Genomic DNA, 18161 nt, shown 5'->3' with positions numbered 1-18161 from the left:
CTGGTCCCGGCGCTGGCCCGGGCGGCCGGCCGGCCCTCAGCCCACCAGCGGCCGGCGGAACCCGCGCACGGCCAGCAGGATCCCGACCGCCGCGACGCCGGCGCTCGCGGCCAGCGCGCCCAGCAGCCCGGCCGCGCCCGGCGTCCCCAGGCACAGCCCCCGCGCGGCGTCGACGGCGTAACTGAGCGGATTGGCCCGGGCGATGAGTTGAAGCCAGAACGGCATGCCGTCCACCGGGGCGAATGCGCTTGACCCGAACATCAGCGGAAAGGTGGCCACACCGGCGATGCTCTGCATGGCGTCCAGGCTGCGCAGCCAGCAACTCAAGGCGAGGAAGACCCACGTCAGCGCCCAGATGACGAAGGCGGCCAGCGCCAGGGCGGCGGCCGTGCCCGCGACCCCGCCGGGCGGGCTGTAGCCGAACAGCGCCCAGGCGCAGACCACCATGATCACCATCTGGACGCAGCAGCGCGCCACATCGGCGCAGCAGCGGGCGAACAGCACCGAGGACAGCGCGATCGGCAGCGAACGCAGGCGTGCCGTCATGCCGTTCTCCATGTCCCGGCTGAGGATCGCGCCGGACGCCGCGGCCGAGCCGATCCCGCTGGTCACCAGCAGCGCCGGCAGCAGGAACTCCATGTACGGCACTCCGCTGGGCAGCAGCCCGGGGTCGACCATGCTGCCGAAGAGCTGCCCGAGCACCACCAGCAGGAGCAGCGGCTGGACGAGTTTGATCACCAGCACCCGCCGGTCCGCGAACTGGGACCACAGCGCGCGCCGGGTCAGGACGAGGACCTGGGTGACCGGGCCGCTGCCCCGCCAGTTCTCCCCGTCACCGTCCCGCGCCGGCACGTCCCGGGCGGTGACCGGTGCGGCCGTACCGTGCGCCGGGGCCGTCATCGTTGCTCCTTCCCCGCCGTGGCCGGGGCGCGGTGACCGCTCCGGGTGAGGGCGAGATAGACGTCGTCGAGCGTCGGTGAACTCAGCTCCAGCGCGGTCACGACGACCCCGGCCCGGTCCAGGGCCCGGACCACCGCCGGGACCTCGGCGGACGACTCCACGGGCACGCCGACACCGGTGTCGTCCGTGCTCGGGCCCGGTCGCAGGCCCGAGCGGCGCAGCGCTTCCAGCGCGGTCGCCCGTTCCCCGGGCCCGGCGAAGGACAGCTGCACGGTGAGCGTGCCGACCCGCGCCTTGAGTTCACGGGCCGTACCGGTCGCGGTGACCGTGCCGGAGTCGAGGACCACGATGGTGTCCGCGAGCCGGTCGGCCTCCTCCAGGTACTGCGTCGTCAGCAGCACCGCCACTCCGTCCGCCGCCAGGCCCTCGACGATCTCCCACAGCCCGATGCGGCTCTCCGGGTCCAGGCCGGTGGTCGGCTCGTCCAGGAACAGCACGTCGGGCCGCCCGACCAGACCGATCGCCAGGTCCAGACGGCGTCGCATGCCGCCCGAGTACGTCCGGGCCGGGCGCCGGGCCGCGTGCTCCAGGCCGAACAGGGCGAGGAGTTCCTCGCTGCGCCGCCGCGCCTGCCGTGGGCTCGCCCCCAGCAGCCGGGCCACCAGCAGCAGGTTCGCGTACCCGGTCAGCCGGTCGTCGACGGCGGCGAACTGCCCGGTCAGCCCGATCCGGCGGCGCACCTCACGCGCCTGCGCGACGACGTCGTGCCCGGCCACCGTGGCGGAGCCCGAGGTGGGCGGCAGCACGGTGGTGAGGATGTTGACCAGGGTGGTCTTGCCGGCCCCGTTGTGGCCGAGCAGCCCCAGCACGGAGCCGGCGCCGACGGTGAGGCTGACGTCGTGCAGGGCCCGCACGTGGCCGAACGTACGGCCGACCCGGCGGGCCTCGATCACCGGGGGCGTCATGCGGCGGAGTACGGCGTGACGTCCATGCCCGGGTACAGCTCGGTCAGCCCGGCCACGGTCTCCCGGTTCCAGTAGGGCGAGCCGGCCGGCGGGAAGCCGAGCAGTTCCCGCTGGCGCGGGGAGGCCTCGACGACGAACCGGGTCGCGGCCGGGCCGTTGGCCGAGGCGGGCGAGCCCACCCAGGTCTGCTTGTCCAGCCAGACCGAGTCGGCGGCGTGGAAGGTGAGATGGAGGGCGAAGCGGTGGCCGGTCTCGTCGCGCAGCGCGGAGCAGCGGTGCACGGTCGTCCCGGCCAGCAGCAGCACCGAGCCGGCCCGGGCCGTCACCGGCTCCTGCAGCTCGTACAGCCACGGGTACTCCTCCTGGCTGTACGCGGAGTACCCGGAGGACAGCAGGGGCAGACCGGCCGTGTGCTTCTTCGGCACCACGCACGTGGGCCCGAGGTCCTCGGTGACGTCCGAGAGGTAGACCAGCGCGACGACCCGCTGGAACACCCCGTCACCGCGGGGCGGGACGAGGGTGTTGCGCCCCCAGGCCTCGTTGTGCAGCCGCTGGGCGTTGGCCGGCGCGATCCGGCTGCCGTACTTGGCCTGGAGGATCGAGTCGCCCAGCCGGACGTCCCGGGTGCCGGTCACCCGCTCCGCGAACGAGATCAGCTCCGGGTGCAGCGACAGGTGGTTGAGCTCCACCGGCTCGTACGGGAATCCCGCCGACCTCCGCAGGGACGCGTACCGCTCCGGCGTCCGCAGCCGTTCGCCGCTCTCCGGGAAATACCGCAGGGTCGCCGCGCGCGCCTTTTCCAGTTCCTCGCCGCCGAGGAATCCGTCCACCAGGACATAACCGTCGCGCTGGAATTTATCCAGGTGCTCGTCCGTGATACGCATATCCGCCTCCTGGCCTCTCCGTATGGCTCACGGTAACGGCCTCGGCGGGTATTCAGGTGTAGGTGATTTCCCCTACGGGAAATGCAGCAGGGGAAAACAACGCGGTGATTCGTCGGAATGTCGCGGCGGCTCGTCGTGGGTCAGAGTTGTGGCCATGGGACGAGCTCCCCAGGGGGTTCGGACCGGATGTGTTCACCCACATATCAAGGAGGTGCACGATGGAGAAGATCGAGATCACGGTCGACGACTTCGAGTTCGTCGGCGAGCTGGACGAGGTCACCATGGGCTGGAGCGGTCCCACCGACGACACGTTCGACGGCGACTGGACCCCGTGAGTCTCCTTGTCCTCCGAGGAGCGGAAGTGATTCCCTCCCGGTGACACACCCGGGCGTGGCCTTTCCTTCGGGGAGGCCACGCCCGGCGCTTCTCAGGGGAATCCGTCACACAGGGGATTTCCCCGCACAGGAAAATGCCCGCAATGGAAAACCGCGGCCCGCCGAGCAGGAAAGAGGAGATCGTGTTTTCCGCCCCACCAGCTTTCCGGTCGGCCGGGCGCGGACCGGCCGCCCGGTCTCCCCGTGAGACCCCGCGTGAGCTGCGGCGCCGCCTGGTCCGCTCCGCGCTGGCCGGCGTGACGGTGCCCGCCGAGGTCCCGGTGCGCGGCCGTGAGCTGCCCCGGGCGGTCGCGGACTACCTGCGCATCGGCCGCGCCTTCCGCGCCGGCGGCCTGGCCGCCGCCCTCCCGCTGCTGCCCCCGGTCGACCCGCGCAGGCCGCGGCGCGCCCTGCGGGACGAGGCGACCGCCTTCTGTGCCCGCGCGGCAGCCTGGCAGATCCAGGGCCTCGCCCGTACCGTCGCCGGCGCCCATCTGTGTCTGCACGAGTCGCTCGGTGTCTGCGCCGCCCTGCGCGGGCTCGGCTTCGACGCCGAGGTCGTCATCGGCTACCCCGTCATCGAGCACTCGGACGGCAGCGAGGAACTGCACGCCTGGCCCGCCCTCGGCGACCTGCCGCTGGTCGGGCGCGGCGGGGAACGGCCCCTCGGATACGTCGAGTTGCTCCGCTACCCGCAGGAGGGCTGAGATGCTGCTCACCGCTTTCGGCATGGCGGGCCGGGCCCACGCCCCCGGCGGCGCGCTCCTGGACGCGACCACGGCCCACGACGCCACCGGCACGGCCTCCCCCCGGGCCGCCGGCGGCCGTCCCTGTCTGCTCCAGGGCCCGGTCTACGAGAACGGCGCCGCACTGGACGCGGCCCGGGCCGAGCGGGCCGGCCGGCTCCAGTTCACCGGCTGGCTCGACCTGTCCGCGCTGCCCGAGTTCCTGCTCCTCGACACCGGCCGCGAGCCGGGTGCCGCGCTCACCGCGCTGCAACGCCTGCTCGACCTGCGCGGGGCCGAGGCGGTCCGCCGGCTGCGCGGCGACTTCGTCCTCGCCCATGTCGCCCCCGACGGAGGGCGGCTGACGCTGTACCGGGCGGTGAACGCCCTCACCCCGTTGTTCTGGACCCAGGACGGCGACAGCCTGCTGTGGGCCGCCGACCCGGCCCGGCTGCTGGGCGACCGGCCGCCCCGGCTCTCCGACGTCGACACCGACGTGCTGCCGATGCTCATCGCCGAGCGCGGCATGCCCGACGACCGCTCCTGGTTCGCCGGGGTGCGCAGACTCCCGCCGGGCAGCGCGCTGGTGCTGGAGAAGGGGCGGCGGCCCCGGACCGAGACGTTCGACGAGTTCCGCCCGCACGAGAACCCGCCCCGCACCATCGACGAGGCCGCCGACGGCCTGCGCGAACGCCTGGCCCGCGCCTGCGGCCGGATGCTCGCGCACGAGCCGGACGCCGTCCTGATGCTCAGCGGAGGCATCGACTCGGCCGCCGTCGCCCACGAGATCGGCACCGGACCGGGCCGGGGCATGGGGCTGCACTTCACCCTGGAGGGCTTCCCCGGCTTCGACTCCGACCGGGAGGCCGCGGAGTCCGTGGCCCGGGCCTGCGGGCTGTCCTGGATGCCGTACGACATGTCCAAGCACACCCGGGCCGGCGGCGACTACATCGACATCCCCGCCACCGGCGCGCTGCCGCAGACCCATGTGCCGCTGCGGGGCATCGCGGCGGCAGTCGACCTCGCGGAGGCGGCCGGCGCCCGGTTCGTGCTCTCCGGGCTGCTCGCGGACCAGATCCTCGCCCACGACCTGCAACGCGGACTGTTCTCGGTGGCCGGCCCGGCGATCCTCGACCCCCGGGTGGCCGGTGAGCCCGTCTGGCAGACGCTCGCCGCCGCGGCACGGACGTCGTTCGCGGGCGGCGCCCCGGCCGGGGACGGGCCGGGCGCCGGAAGCACGGGACGGCCGGGCGGCCGGGCACTGGGCACGGCCCGCTACCTCTACCGGCTGCTCAGCGGCGACCCCACCACCGCGCTGCCGGACCGCGACGCCATCGTGCACCCCGTCGGCTTCACGGAGGACGCCGGTGCCCGTGTCACCCTCGCCCTGCGCGAGGCCGCCGACCGGGCCCGGGACAGCCTCCACTCGGCGCTGCGCCGCGGCGGCTGGTCCCGCCGCGGCCTGCCGCAGGGCATCACCTCGCTGTTCATGCTCGGCCAGTCCCTCAGCACGGCCAACCTCCAGGCGGCCTGGATCAACTACGCGCTGCCCAAGCACCGGCTGATCAGCACGCCCTTCGCCGACCGGGACGTCGTCGAGTACGCCCTCGCCCTGCCCGCCCGGCACCGCATCGGCTTCGGACACGGCCTCACCGTCGACAAGTTCGCGCTGCGGCTCGCCTACGCCGACCGGGCCGTGCCCGCCGGGATCGGCCACCGTATGCAGCAGGCCCGGATCGACTCGATCTCCGCGATGTTCGTCAACCAGAACTTCGAGGCCTGCCGTGCCCTGCTCACCCCCGACTCGCTGCTGTGCCGGCTGGGCGTGCTGAGCCGGACCTTCGTCGACGGTCTGACGCCCGCCCGGGTGCACCGCAACGGGGAGGAGATCGCCCGACTCTGCGTGATCGAGCGCTGGCTGGAAGGACTGGACGATGCGTGACGCGACCCGTGCCGAGGCAGAGGTCGAACTCGCCGACCACATCGTGTTCCGGGAACTCCCGTTCTGCGGCGTCCTGCTGGACACCCGCCGGTTCACCGTGCACCGGCTGTCGCGCCGCGCCAGCCACGTCCTGCGGACCGCGCTGGACCCCGGCTCACCCAACCCGTACGCCCCGCTGCTCCCCGACGGTGACGAGGAGACGGCACAGCGGCTCCGGCGGCAGCTGCTCGACCGGCTCGTGGCGAGCGGCATGGTGCGCCGGGCCGGTTCCGGCGAGGCCCCCGGGGAGCGGAGGTGAGCTCCGCTCCGGCGAGCGGCGCGGGGACGTTGCCCGAGCCGCTGGCCCGCGCACTGGCCTGGGTCGGCGACCGGTTGCCGGCGTTCCTGCCGCCGCCGGACCCCGCCGCCCGGCGCGACCGCCTCAAGCCGCTGAGCGAACTCGCCCTCGCCCACCACTGGCTGGCCGGGCGGCTCGGCCCGAGGGCCCCGGAGCTCGGCGGCTGGCGGGACTTCCTCGCCGAGGCGTGCGCCGGCGGGCTCGCGGCCCGGGCGGCGGCCGCCGAACCGGGCGACGCCCTCTACTTGATGCAGCCCTACCTGTGGCTCCGGGCCGCCGGGCACGTCGTCGACGACTGCGAGCAGGTCCTGCGCGAGCGGGCCCGCGCCGGAGTGCGCCCCGGCTCACCGGGTGTCCTGCACGCCCTGGAGGCCGCCGGACTGCTGCGCACGGGCCCGGACTGGGCCGGACTGTGCCGCAGGGCGGTCCTGGGCCGGGACTGGACGGACCAGGACCTGACCCGGGACGCCTACCGCGTCACCCACGCGGTGTTCTACGCCACCGACCTGGGCGGCACGCCGCCCGCCCTGTCCGCATCCGAGCGGGACCGGCTCGCCGCGCTGCTGCACCGGCTGCACGGGCACGCCCTGCGCGCCGGGCGGTGGGACCTGCTCGTCGAGACGCTCATCGCGCTGCGCGGCGTCGGTGCCGGGGACCCGGCCGCCGAGGAGGCCTGGGCGGCCCGGCGCGAGTCGCTGGCCGTCCACTGCGACGGCGGCACGCCGCTGGACGAGACGGCCGCACGCCTGCTGGCCGGATCCCGGCCGGACGACGCCACGCTCTTCCGTTCCTGCTACCACGCGACCCTGGCCGACCTGCTGCTCCAGTCCCTGTCGGTGCCGGTGCCGGGGACACCGGGCCCGGGCCGGACGCCGGAACCGCACGAGACGCAAGGAGACCCCTCACCATGCCCGAAGCCCGCACACCGGCAACGACCGCCCCTGACGCGGACGTCATCGTCGTAGGAGCCGGTCCGGTGGGCCTGATGCTGGCCTGCGAACTGGCGGTGGCGGGCGTCGGCGTCCTGGTCCTGGAGCGGGCGGCGGACTTCGACCGGAGGCTGCGCGCCCCGGGCATCACCGCGCGCAGCATCCAGGCCCTGGACCGGCGCGGTGTCCTGGACCAGCTGATGAAGGCGACGGCCGAGGCCGAACCGGCGTACCGCACCGAGCGGGACGGGGACGGGCGGGCGCCCGAGATGCTCCCGGTGCGCGCCGGGATCCTCGAAGAGGTGCTGTACGACCGTCTGGTGGAGCTCGGGGGTCGGGTGCGGCGGGGTCTGACCGTGACCGCCCTGAGCGACGGGACGGCCGGCCCCGTCGTCGTCACCGCCAGCGACGAGCACGGCGCCGAACACTCTCTCCGCGCCTCCTACGCCGTCGGCTGCGACGGCGGGCGCAGTGCCGTCCGCAAGGCGCTCGGCATCGGATTCCCCGGAGGCGGACCTGAGGTGACGGGGTATCAGGCAGTGGTGACCGTCGAGCCGGAGGGCGCCCTGGAGCGGACCTGGCGCCGGACGCCCCGGGGCATCGCGGCCTATGCGCACGGGCCCAGCCGGATCGTCAGCGTCGAGTTCGACACCGAACCCGTCGACCGGCACAGCGAGGTGACCCTGGGCGAGGTCGAGGCCAGTCTGCGCCGCACCAGCGGGGTCGAGGTCACCCTGCGCGACCCGGTCTCCCTCGCCCGGTTCACCGGCACCTGCCGGCTCGCGGAACGCTACCGCCGGGGCCGTGTCCTGCTCGCGGGCGACGCCGCCCACGTCCATCCGCCGTTCGGCGGGCAGGGCCTCAACCTCGGTCTCCAGGACGCCGTCAACCTCGGCTGGAAGCTCGCCGCCGCCGTCCGCGGCGACGCCCCGGAGGGGCTGCTCGACAGCTACGAGAGCGAACGCCGGCCGGTCGCCGCCCGGGTGCTGCGCAACTCCGAGGCGGCCACCCGGATCCTGCACCCCGGCCCGGAGAACACGGCCACGTACGAGCTGTTCTTCAAGGAGCTGATGACCGATCCGGCGGTCAAACAGCGGCTCCACGACGTGTACGCCATGAAGGACGTGGTCCACCCGATGGACACCGGGTCGGAGCCGGCGGCCGGTCTCCTCGGCCGCGCCTGCCCCGACCTCCTCCTGGAACGCCCCCGGCGGGACGGCGGCGGCACCGTGCGCCTGGCCACGCTCCAGCAGGAGGGCCGGGCGGTGCTGATCCACACCGCCGGCCAGGCCGAGTTCGTGTCCCTGGCCGCGGGCTGGCGTGACCGCGTCGACCCGCTCGCCGCCGAGCGGGTCTCGCCGGACGTGCCCACTCCGCTGCTGGTGCGCCCCGACGGCTACGTGGCCTGGACTCCGGAGGCGGGCCCGGGAACCACCTCCTTCGTCACCGCGCTGCGCCGCTGGCTGGGCGCGCCTCTGGCCGACGGCTGAGGAGCCCGGCCCGGATCCTCAGCGCCGCTCGACGACGTCGATCATCCGCAGCGCGCGCGTGACGGTCTCCGCGAAGGACGGCCCCGAGGGCCGGTCGGGCCGCAGGGCCCAGTCCTCCACCGCGATGCGCATCGCGGTGTTCAGCACGCCCGCCTCCACCCGGACCGCGAGATCGCCGGCCGGCCGGCCCGTACGCTCGGCGATCACCGCGGCGAAGGCGGCTTCCGCGTCGTGATGCGCCTCCAGCCACACCGCCCGCAGCCCGGGCTCGTCACGGCCGAGCCGCAGCAGATCGCGCAGGGCCCGCACGCGCGGTGAGGTCTCGTCGTCGAACCGGATGCTCAGGATCGCCTCGGTGAGCGACTCGTGATCGGCCCGGCAGTCCCGCAGATGCTCCGTCAGCAACTCCAGACCCGTGGTGAGCAGGGGGCGTACGCACTCCTCCTTGGAGCGGAAGTACCGCCACAGCGTGCGGGTCGACACGCCTGCCGCGGAGGCGATGTCCTCCGCCGTGACCGCCGCCACGCCCTTGGCGGCGAAGAGCCGGACCGCTTCCTCGGCGATCTCCATCCGGGTCTCGGCGCGCCGCCGCTCCGTCAGCGGGGGCCGCCCCGTGGCCCCACCCGATCGTCCGGCCATGCGCCCTCCTCGACTTGCCGCGCCCACTCTATTTTACGTCGCGCCATGCCTTCCTGGCGTGAAATGGCTTGTTGGCACGACGCGTCTTTATGTCGCACTGAGACAAAAACCAGTACTGTGCCCGCACGCCGGGTCAACGCGACGAGCAGAGGAGCGCCATGGGTGCCACGGGTCTGTCGGGCAAGAGCGTCATCGTCACCGGAGCCGCCTCCGGCATCGGCCGCGCCGCCGCCCTGCGGCTCGCGCGGGAGGGAGCGCGGGTCGTGGTCGCCGACCTGAACGCAGAGGGGGCCAAGAGTGTCGTCGGGGCCATCGAGTCCGCCGGGGGAACGGCCGTCGCCGTCACGGGCGACCTGAGTGACGGCGCCGTCGTCGACGCGGTCGTGGCCGCCGCGGTCGGCACCTTCGGCGGCATCGACGTGCTGGTCAACAACGCCGGCGTCATGGACAGCATGTCGGCCGCGGCGGACGTCACCGACGCCGAGTGGGAGCGGGTCCTGCGGATCAACCTCACCGCGCCGTTCCTGCTGACCCGGGCCGCGCTGCCGCACATGATCGCGGCGGGCGGCGGCGCCATCGTCAACACCGCGTCCGAGGCGGCGCTGCGCGGCAGTGCGGCCGGCACGGCGTACACCGCCTCCAAGCACGGCGTCCTCGGGCTCACCCGCTCCCTCGCGGTGATGTACCGCGACCAGGGCATCCGCACCAACGCCATAGCCCCGGGCGGCACGGCCACCGGCATCACCGCCGGCGTCCACATCGACCGGGAGGCCCACGGGCCGGCCATCGTGGGCCGGCACTTCGTCAACATGGGCCGCATCTGCGAGCCGGAGGAGCAGGCCGCCGCGATCGTCTATCTCGCCTCCGACGCGGCGAGCGGTGTCAACGGCGCCGTCCTGCCGGTGGACAACGCCTGGGCCGCGGTCTGACCCCACCCGGCCTCCCCGTACCGCGACCCGTACCGCGAGAGGAAGAGGACACGCATGGCCACCCCCCACACCCCCGTCCCGGCCCTGGACTTCGACCCGGACGCCCTGCGCGAGCGGTACCGGGCCGAGCGCGACCGGCGGATCCGCCCGGACGGCAACCGCCAGTACCGGCGCCCCACCGGCGAGTTCGGCCACTTCGACGAGGACCCGTACGCCGAGCCCGGGTTCACCCGGGAACCGCTGCACGACCACGTCGACGTGGTGGTCGTCGGCGGCGGCTTCGGCGGCCTGCTGACCGGTGCCCGGCTGCGCCAGGCCGGCCTGGAGAACGTCCGGATCATCGAGAAGGGCGCCGACTTCGGCGGCACCTGGTACTGGAACCGGTACCCGGGCATCCACTGCGACATCGAGTCGTACGTCTACCTGCCGCTGCTGGAGGAGCTCGGCTACGTCCCGAAGTGGAAGTACGCGCCGGGCGAGGAGATCCGGCAGCACGCGCAGGCGATCGCCCGGCACTTCGGCCTCTACCGCGACGCCTGCTTCCGGACGCAGGTGAGCGAACTGCGCTGGGACGAGGGCGAGTCCGTCTGGGTCGTCACCACCGACCGCGGCGACCGCATGACCGCACGCCACGTCGTCGTGGCCACCGGCCTGCTCAGCCAGCCCAAACTGCCCGGGATCGAAGGCATCGAGACCTTCAAGGGCCACATGTTCCACACCAGCCGCTGGGACTACGCCTACACCGGCGGCGACGCGAACGGCGGACTGACGAAGCTCGCCGACAAGCGCGTCGCCCTCATCGGCACCGGCGCCACCGCCATCCAGGTCGTCCCGCATCTGGGCCGGGACGCCCGGCACCTGTACGTCTTCCAGCGCACCCCGTCCTCCGTGGACGTGCGCGGCCAGCGCCCCACCGACCCCGAGTGGGCCGGCTCCCTGGAGCCCGGCTGGGCGCGGCGGCGCCGGGACAACTTCCTCGCGGTCGTCACGGGTGCCGGGGCCGACGAGGACCTGGTGGCCGACGGCTGGACCAGCACCGCCCGCCTCCAGCAGAAGCTCATCCCCACCGACGGCTTCACCGGTCTCACACCCGAGGAGCGCGAACGCCTGGAGGAGATCGCCGACTTCCAGAAGATGAACGAACTGCGGGCCCGGGTCGACGCGATCGTCGAGGACCCGGAGACCGCCGGGAAGCTCAAGCCCTGGTACCGCTACATGTGCAAGCGGCCCACGTTCAGCGACAGTTACCTGGAGACCTTCAACCGGCCCGACGTCACCCTCGTGGACACGGCCGACCACGGGGGCGTGGAGCGCTTCACCGAGCGCGCCGTCGTGGCCGGCGGGGTGGAGTACGAGGTCGACTGCGTCGTCTTCGGCACGGGATTCGAGGTCGGCGTCTCCGGTCTGCTGTCCGGGCAGCTCCCCGCGTACGGCAGGGACGGCGTCGCCCTGCTGGAGGCCTGGCGGAAGACCGGCCCGAGGACCCTGCACGGCTTCTACAGCCGTGGTTTCCCCAACCTGTTCATGCTCGGCTCGGTGCAGTCCGCCAGCTCCGTGAACTACGTGCACGTCCTGGACGAGCAGGCCACGCACGTCGCCGAGGTGATCGCCGAGGCGCGCCGGCGCGGGGTCCGGTGCGTGGAGCCGACGGCCGGGGCGGAGACCGCCTGGGGGGTCGTGATCCGCGCCAAGTCGGTGGACCTGTACAGGTTCCAGTCCGAGTGCACCCCCGGCTACTACAACGCCGAGGGCATGCCGAGACCCCGCAGCGAGTCGTACGGCGACGGCCCGATCGCGTTCTACGAGCTGCTGCGGCGCTGGCGTGCGGAGGGCGGCATGGACGAGGTGCTGGGCTCGTGACGGGGCGTTCGAGCAGCTACGGAGCGAGTGGCGTGCGCAGCACCCGCCGGCAGGCCCGTCGCCTCAACTCACCCAATCCCCTGCGGGGTTCCAACGGCGTCGCGTTCGGCCCCGACGGGCGGCTGTACGTCGCGCAGTTCCTCGCCGGGCAGATCAGCGCCGTCGACCCGGCCACCGGGGACGTCGAGGTCGTGGTCCCGCCGGACGGCCCGGTGCAGTCGCCCGACGACCTGGCCTTCGGGGCGGACGGTTCGATGTACATCGCCGACCTCGTCCCGGGCCGGGTGTGGCGCCGCGGTCCCGACGGCGAGTACGGCCTCGTCTCCGACGAGGTGAAGGTGCCCAACGGCATCACGTGCGTGGGCGACCGGCTGTTCGTCAACGAGATGCGGATGAACGGCCGGCTGCTGGAGCTGTTCCCCGAGGGCGGCGACCCGGTCGTCCTGACCGACGGACTGGCCCTCGGCAACGCCATGCAGCTCGGCCTGGACGGCTGCCTCTACTACCCGCACATGGTCAGCAACCAGGTCTGGCGCATCCCCACCGACGGCGGTGTGCCCGAGGTCGTCGCCGAGGGCGTGCACGACCCGGTCGCGGTCCGCTTCGACCGGGGCGGCGTCCTGCATGTGCTCTCGCGCGGCCCCGAGGGCATCGTCACCCGCGTCGACCTGCACGGCACGGGCTCCCGCTCGCTGGTCACCAGCGGTGTCACGGGCCTGGACAACGCCGCGTTCGACGGGGAGAACCGCATGTTCGTCTCCAGCTTCGCGAGCGGCGGCATCACGGAGCTCCACCCCGACGGCCGCACCCGGCCCGTCGTCCCGCGCGGCCTGGACGGTCCGTACGGCGTGACGATCGACCTCGGCGGCACGGTGTACGCGGCCGACCACTACCGGGTGGCCCGCCCGGAGGAGCCCGACCCCGGCGCGTCGGGCGACGTCACCACGGAGATCCTCCAGCCCTTCGTCCACGGCATCACGGCCGACGGCGACGTCCTGCACACCACCTCGCAGTTCGGCACGGTCCAGACCTACGACCCCGCCACCGGCACCACCCGCACCAGGGCGACCGGCCTGGACCAGCCCCTCGGTATCACGGCCCGGCCCGACGGCACCCTGGTCGTCGCGGAGACGGGCGCCGGCCGCGTCCTCGCCATCGACGGAACGGACACGGTCACGGTCCTGGCCGAAGGCCTCGACCACCCCGTGGACGTCACGCTCGACGCGGAGGGGCGCTGCTACGTCAGCGACGACCGGCGCGGTGCCGTACTCCGCATCGACGACGACGGCGGCGAGCCGGTGCCGGTCGCGGATGACCTCGGCGCCCCACAGGGCCTGGCGGTGCACGGCGACGAGCTCTTCACCGTGGACACCGCTCACCGCCGGCTCTGGTCGGTCTCCCTGACGACGGGTGACACCCGCGTCGAGGCGGAGGACCTGGCGGTCGGCACGCCCGCGGGAGCCGCACCGCGCCAGGCCCCCGCCCTCTTCGCCCACGGCCTCCCCGGCGTGGCCCCCCGTTTCGCGGGACTCACCGCCGCCCCGGACGGCTCCCTGCTCCTGTCGTCGAACGGGGACGGGACGGTGGTACGGCTGACTCCCGCGCGGACCGGCCCATGACACGGACCGCACGGCCGCGGGAGCGATCCGGGGACCGGTTCAGCGGCGACGGCCCCGGGAGGGCCTGCCGCGCCGGGCGGAACCCGTACGCGCGGGGCCGCGCCGCGGCAGGCCTCCGCCCTTTTCGCCCACGGCCTCCCCGGCGTGGCCCCCATGACGCGGGCCGCACGTCCTGCGCCCCCGGGTGCAGCCCGGGGACCGGTTCAGCGGCGGCGGCCCCGGGAGGGCCTGCCGCGCCGGGCGCGTGGGGTGGAACCCGGGCGCGCGGGGCCGCTCTCGGAGGGCGGCGGGGTGAGGACCACGGGGACGCCCGACGGCGCCTGGGCGCCGGTGATGCGGCCCAGTTCGGCCGCGCCCGAGCGGACCCGGGTGACGCGCGGGGTGATGCCGGCGTCGGCCATCAGGCGGGCCGTCTCGCGGCGCTGGTGGGGCAGGACCAGCGTGACGACGGTGCCCGACTCGCCGGCCCGGGCGGTCCGGCCGCCGCGGTGCAGATAGTCCTTGTGGTCGGCGGGCGGGTCCACGTTGACGACCAGGTCGAGGTTGTCGACGTGGATGCCGCGGGCGGCGACGTTGGTGGCCACCAGGACCGTGACCTCGCCGTCCTTGAACCGGGCCAGGGTCCGGGTGCGCTGGGACTGGGACTTCCCGCCGTGCAGGGCCGAGGCGCGCACCCCGACGGCCAGCAGCTTCTTGGCCAGCCGGTCGGCGGCGTGCTTGGTGTCCAGGAACATGATCACGCGGCCGTCGCGGGCGGCGATCTCCGTCGTGGTGGCGTGCTTGTCGTCGTCCTCCACGTGCAGCAGGTGGTGCTCCATCGTGGTGACCGCGCCGGCGGACGGGTCGACCGAGTGGACCACGGGATCGTGGAGGTAGGTGCGGACCAGACGGTCGACGTTGCGGTCCAGCGTGGCCGAGAACAGCAGCCGCTGGCCCCCGGGGCGCACCTGGTCGAGCAGGGCGGTCACCTGCGGCATGAAGCCCATGTCGGTCATCTGGTCGGCCTCGTCCAGCACCGTGACGGTGACCCGGTCCAGCCGGCAGTCGCCGCGGTCTATGAGGTCCTTGAGCCGGCCGGGCGTCGCGACGACGACCTCGGCGCCGCCGCGCAGCGCGCTCGCCTGGCGGCCGATCGACATACCGCCGACCACCGTCGTGAGCCGCAGGCGCAGCGCCTGGGCGTAGGGGGTGAGGGCGTCGGTGACCTGCTGGGCCAGTTCCCTGGTGGGGACGAGGACGAGCGCCACCGGCTGCTTGGGCTCGGCCCGCTGCCCGTCGATGCGGGCCAGCACGGCGAGACCGAAGGCGAGCGTCTTGCCCGACCCCGTGCGCCCGCGCCCCAGCACGTCCCGGCCTGCCAGCGAGTTCGGCAGCGTCGCCGCCTGGATCGGGAACGGCACCGTCATGCCCTCGGCGCGCAGCGCGGCCAGCAGCCGGTCGGGCAGGCCGAGTCCGGCGAAGTCGTGGACGGCGGGCAGCGCCGGGGTGAGGGTGGCCGGGGGCGCGAACTCCCCGCCGGGCGCGGTACGGCGCCGGGGGCCGCCGCGGCCCGCGCCGGCCGTACGGGGGGAGGCGCCTCGGCCCGCCGCCTTACGGGAGTGGGGCGAGCCGTTGTTCTTGCGAGCGGTGCGATCCAAGGGGATCCTTCCTCGATGCGGCACACGTATCGGGGAATTCCCGGCGGCCGGCAAGGGCCGCACCAGGATTCGCAACACTGAGCCGGGTGTTGGATGAAAACGAGGCTGGGGCCCGCACCTCACGGTGCGGGCCCCGGTCACGACGGACGCGTCAGCGTCAGGCGGGCACGATGTTCTCGGCCTGCGGGCCCTTCTGGCCCTGCGTGACGTCGAAGGTAACCTTCTGGCCTTCCTGAAGCTCGCGGAAGCCGGAGGTGGCGATGTTCGAGTAGTGGGCGAACACGTCAGGACCGCCACCCTCCTGCTCGATGAAGCCGAAGCCCTTTTCCGCGTTGAACCACTTCACAGTGCCAGATGCCATGCTGAATCTCCCTTAGGGGGACAAACCCGAGACCCGCACTTTACGGACTCGGAGTCGCTGAAATGATCACCCTCGGAGAGATCCGAAAATCCTCGGAAACTAAAAAGAGTGCTCGTCGACGAAGGTCGATAGAGCACTCGAAGTCTCTGGGAACCAAAACTGCAACAACAACGACCGTAGCACAGGCCGCGCCGGATGGCCCGGAAATCTCGTACCCGAGGTGGACGGGCGGCCCGCTCGTACTGCGTTCCGAGTAGCCCGGATTGTCGGCAGCCGCACGACGACGGGACGGCCCGCCGCCGGAGAGCCTTGGCAGACGATCGACACCCGGATGTGGAGACCTGCTGCCGTGGCGACTTTTCTGTATCGAGTGGGCCGACTGGCCTTCCGGCGACGTTGGTACGTCGCCCTGGTCTGGGCGGCCGTGCTGGCCGCCGTCGGGCTCGGCGCCCTCAGGGCCCCGGGCGCCGCCGACGAGGGGTTCTCGATGCCCGGCATCGAGTCCCAGAAGGCGTTCGACCTGATGGAACAACGCTTCCCCGGGGCCACGGCCGACGGGGCGACCGCCCGGGTCGTGTTCATCGCGCCCGGCGGCGAGAAGGTGACCGCCGCCGAGAACAAGCGGGCCGTGGAGAAGGCCGTGACCGGCCTCGGCGACGGCACGCAGGTCGCGAGCGCCGTCGACCCGTTCCGGGCGAAGACGATCAGCAAGGACGGCTCGACCGCCTTCGCGACCGTCACCTACAAGGTCGGGGCCGACGACCTCACCGACGCCAGCCGTACCCAACTGGAACGCGCCATCGACCAGGCCCGGGACTCCGGGCTGACCGTCGAGGCGGGCGGCACCGCGCTGGCCGACAACGCCGGGCCGGGCGGCACGGCCGAGGTGATCGGCGTCGCGATCGCCGCCGTCGTGCTGCTCGTCACCTTCGGCTCCCTGGCCGCCGCCGGACTGCCCCTGCTGACCGCCCTCATCGGCGTCGGCGTCAGCATGGCCACGATCCTCACCCTGTCCCAGGCCCTCGGCCTGTCCACCACCACCGGCACCCTGGCGATGATGCTGGGCCTCGCCGTCGGCATCGACTACGCCTTGTTCGTCGTCTCCCGCTACCGGGAGGAACGCGCCAAGGGCCGTGCCCCGCAGGAGGCCGCCGGACTCGCCGCCGGCACGGCCGGGTCCGCGGTCGTGTTCGCCGGGCTCACCGTCGTCATCGCGCTGGCCGGGCTCGCCGTGGTCGGCATCCCGATGCTCACCAAGATGGGCCTGGCCGCCGCCGGCGCGGTCGTCGTCGCCGTACTGATCGCGCTGACGCTCGTCCCGGCCTTCCTCGGCTTCTGGCCGAACGCCGTGCTCACCCGGCGGGCCCGCAAGAGCGGCCGGATCGAGGAGAGCGCCGAAACCAACGGCGGCAGCCGCTGGGCCCGGTTCGTGCTGCGCCGCCCCATACCCGTGCTGCTTCTCGGCGTCGTCGGCCTCGGCGCCCTCGCCCTGCCCGCGGCCGGCCTCCAGCTGGGCATGCCCGGGGACGAGGCCAAGCCGGTGTCCACGACCGAGCGCCGGGCCTACGACGCGCTCGCCGAGGGCTTCGGGCCGGGCTTCAACGGGCCGCTGACCGTCGTCGTGGACGGCAAGGGCACCGCCGACCCCAAGAGGGCCGCGGACGAGATCGCCCAGGAGATCGGCGCCACCAAGGGCGTCGTGTCCGTCTCCCCGGCCCGCTTCAACGACGCCGGTGACACCGCCGTCTTCTCCGTCGTGCCGTCCACCGCGCCGACCGACGAGAAGACCAAGAACCTGGTGACGACGATCCGGGGCGAGCGGCCCGGCATCGAGTCCGCCACCGGCGCGAGCTACGAGGTCACCGGCACCACCGCGATGAACATCGACATCGCGGAGAAGGTGCAGGCCGCGCTGGTCCCGTACCTGACCGTGGTGGTCGGCCTGGCGATCGTGCTGCTGCTGGTGGTCTTCCGGTCCCTGCTCGTCCCGCTCAAGGCGGCCCTCGGCTTCCTGCTGTCGGTGCTGGCCTCCCTCGGCGCGGTCGTCGTGGTGTTCCAGGAGGGCCACGGCGCGCAGCTCTTCGGCGTGGAGCAGACCGGCCCGATCATGAGCCTGATGCCGATCTTCCTGGTGGGCATCGTCTTCGGCCTCGCGATGGACTACGAGGTGTTCCTGGTCTCGCGGATGCGTGAGGCGTACGTCCACGGCGAGTCGCCCGCGCAGGCGGTCACGTCGGGCTTCCGGCACAGTGCCCGGGTGGTCGTGGCGGCGGCCCTGATCATGATCGCGGTGTTCGCCGGGTTCATCGGCGAGAGCGACTCCATGATCAAGATGATCGGCTTCGGGCTCGCCTCCGCCGTCCTGTTCGACGCCTTCGTCGTCCGGATGGCCATCGTGCCGGCCGTCCTCGCCCTGCTCGGCGACAAGGCGTGGTGGCTGCCGAAGTGGCTGGACCGGCTGCTGCCCCGCGTCGACGTGGAGGGCGAGGCGCTCAGCCGCCGGCCGGAGCCGGAACCGGCCCCCGAGGCCGCACCCGACCTGGAGCCGGCCCGCACCTGAGGAGCCCCAC

The 18161-nt window shown here is 73.5% G+C and carries 15 protein-coding genes; 9 read left to right on the top strand and 6 right to left on the bottom strand.

The window, feature by feature from the left end; translation table 11 throughout:
- Positions 1-36: 36 nt before the first annotated feature.
- The 3 genes from ACH4G3_RS12440 to ACH4G3_RS12430 are packed head-to-tail and all read right to left on the bottom strand — an operon-like array spanning position 37 to position 2749.
- The gene (locus ACH4G3_RS12440; protein WP_397624412.1) at positions 37-900 is read right to left on the bottom strand and encodes an ABC transporter permease; all 864 of its coding nucleotides are present in this window, start codon (positions 898-900) and stop codon (positions 37-39) included.
- Positions 897-1865: an ATP-binding cassette domain-containing protein gene (locus ACH4G3_RS12435; RefSeq protein WP_397624411.1), complete on the bottom strand. Its 969-nt coding sequence runs from the start codon at positions 1863-1865 to the stop codon at positions 897-899. Before ACH4G3_RS12435 ends, ACH4G3_RS12440 begins: the two co-directional genes overlap by 4 nt.
- Positions 1862-2749: a phytanoyl-CoA dioxygenase family protein gene (locus tag ACH4G3_RS12430; protein WP_397624410.1), complete on the bottom strand. Its 888-nt coding sequence runs from the start codon at positions 2747-2749 to the stop codon at positions 1862-1864. Before ACH4G3_RS12430 ends, ACH4G3_RS12435 begins: the two co-directional genes overlap by 4 nt.
- A gap of 478 nt (positions 2750-3227) precedes the next feature.
- Here ACH4G3_RS12430 and ACH4G3_RS12425 point away from each other — a divergent pair, with 478 nt between their 5' ends.
- The 5 genes from ACH4G3_RS12425 to ACH4G3_RS12405 are packed head-to-tail and all read left to right on the top strand — an operon-like array spanning position 3228 to position 8546.
- Positions 3228-3830 (top strand): lasso peptide biosynthesis protein, encoded by a 603-nt coding sequence (locus ACH4G3_RS12425; protein WP_397624409.1) that lies wholly within the window; start codon positions 3228-3230, stop codon positions 3828-3830.
- A gap of 1 nt (position 3831) precedes the next feature.
- Positions 3832-5790, top strand: coding sequence for an asparagine synthase-related protein (locus ACH4G3_RS12420; RefSeq protein ID WP_397624408.1), 1959 nt, complete (start codon positions 3832-3834; stop codon positions 5788-5790).
- Positions 5783-6088: an actinodefensin-associated protein B gene (gene adfB, locus ACH4G3_RS12415; RefSeq protein ID WP_397618472.1), complete on the top strand. Its 306-nt coding sequence runs from the start codon at positions 5783-5785 to the stop codon at positions 6086-6088. Before ACH4G3_RS12420 ends, adfB begins: the two co-directional genes overlap by 8 nt.
- Positions 6085-7092: a DUF6895 family protein gene (locus tag ACH4G3_RS12410; RefSeq protein WP_397624407.1), complete on the top strand. Its 1008-nt coding sequence runs from the start codon at positions 6085-6087 to the stop codon at positions 7090-7092. Before adfB ends, ACH4G3_RS12410 begins: the two co-directional genes overlap by 4 nt.
- Positions 7035-8546 (top strand): FAD-dependent monooxygenase, encoded by a 1512-nt coding sequence (locus ACH4G3_RS12405; RefSeq protein WP_397624406.1) that lies wholly within the window; start codon positions 7035-7037, stop codon positions 8544-8546. The genes ACH4G3_RS12410 and ACH4G3_RS12405 overlap by 58 nt, the downstream gene beginning before the upstream one ends.
- Before the next feature lie 18 nt (positions 8547-8564).
- Here the strand turns inward: ACH4G3_RS12405 and ACH4G3_RS12400 are convergent, their stop codons facing one another.
- Positions 8565-9185, bottom strand: coding sequence for a TetR/AcrR family transcriptional regulator (locus tag ACH4G3_RS12400; RefSeq protein ID WP_397624405.1), 621 nt, complete (start codon positions 9183-9185; stop codon positions 8565-8567).
- A gap of 158 nt (positions 9186-9343) precedes the next feature.
- Here ACH4G3_RS12400 and ACH4G3_RS12395 point away from each other — a divergent pair, with 158 nt between their 5' ends.
- From ACH4G3_RS12395 to ACH4G3_RS12385, 3 genes are read left to right on the top strand one after another with little or no spacing between them, the layout of a single operon-like run.
- Positions 9344-10114, top strand: a complete 771-nt coding sequence (locus ACH4G3_RS12395) for an SDR family NAD(P)-dependent oxidoreductase (protein WP_397624404.1) — start codon at positions 9344-9346, stop codon at positions 10112-10114.
- A 54-nt stretch (positions 10115-10168) separates the two neighbouring features.
- The gene (locus tag ACH4G3_RS12390) at positions 10169-11974 is read left to right on the top strand and encodes a flavin-containing monooxygenase (RefSeq protein WP_397624403.1); all 1806 of its coding nucleotides are present in this window, start codon (positions 10169-10171) and stop codon (positions 11972-11974) included.
- A complete protein-coding gene (locus ACH4G3_RS12385; RefSeq protein WP_397624402.1) occupies positions 11971-13593 on the top strand; it encodes an SMP-30/gluconolactonase/LRE family protein in 1623 nt (540 codons plus the stop codon). The genes ACH4G3_RS12390 and ACH4G3_RS12385 overlap by 4 nt, the downstream gene beginning before the upstream one ends.
- Positions 13594-13796: 203 nt before the next feature.
- Here the strand turns inward: ACH4G3_RS12385 and ACH4G3_RS12380 are convergent, their stop codons facing one another.
- Together ACH4G3_RS12380 and ACH4G3_RS12375 are read right to left on the bottom strand one after the other, a co-directional pair.
- Positions 13797-15230, bottom strand: coding sequence for a DEAD/DEAH box helicase (locus tag ACH4G3_RS12380; protein WP_397624401.1), 1434 nt, complete (start codon positions 15228-15230; stop codon positions 13797-13799).
- Positions 15231-15387: 157 nt separating this feature from the next.
- The gene (locus ACH4G3_RS12375) at positions 15388-15591 is read right to left on the bottom strand and encodes a cold-shock protein (RefSeq protein ID WP_010032345.1); all 204 of its coding nucleotides are present in this window, start codon (positions 15589-15591) and stop codon (positions 15388-15390) included.
- A gap of 349 nt (positions 15592-15940) precedes the next feature.
- Here ACH4G3_RS12375 and ACH4G3_RS12370 point away from each other — a divergent pair, with 349 nt between their 5' ends.
- Positions 15941-18151 carry an MMPL family transporter gene (locus tag ACH4G3_RS12370; protein WP_397624400.1) on the top strand — a complete coding sequence of 737 codons (2211 nt, stop codon included), beginning with the start codon at positions 15941-15943 and terminating at the stop codon, positions 18149-18151.
- The last annotated feature ends 10 nt before the right edge of the window (positions 18152-18161 follow it).

Source organism: Streptomyces afghaniensis (assembly GCF_044327915.1).
Lineage (GTDB): Bacteria > Actinomycetota > Actinomycetes > Streptomycetales > Streptomycetaceae > Streptomyces > Streptomyces afghaniensis.
This window is presented reverse-complemented; position numbering and strand designations above follow the sequence as displayed.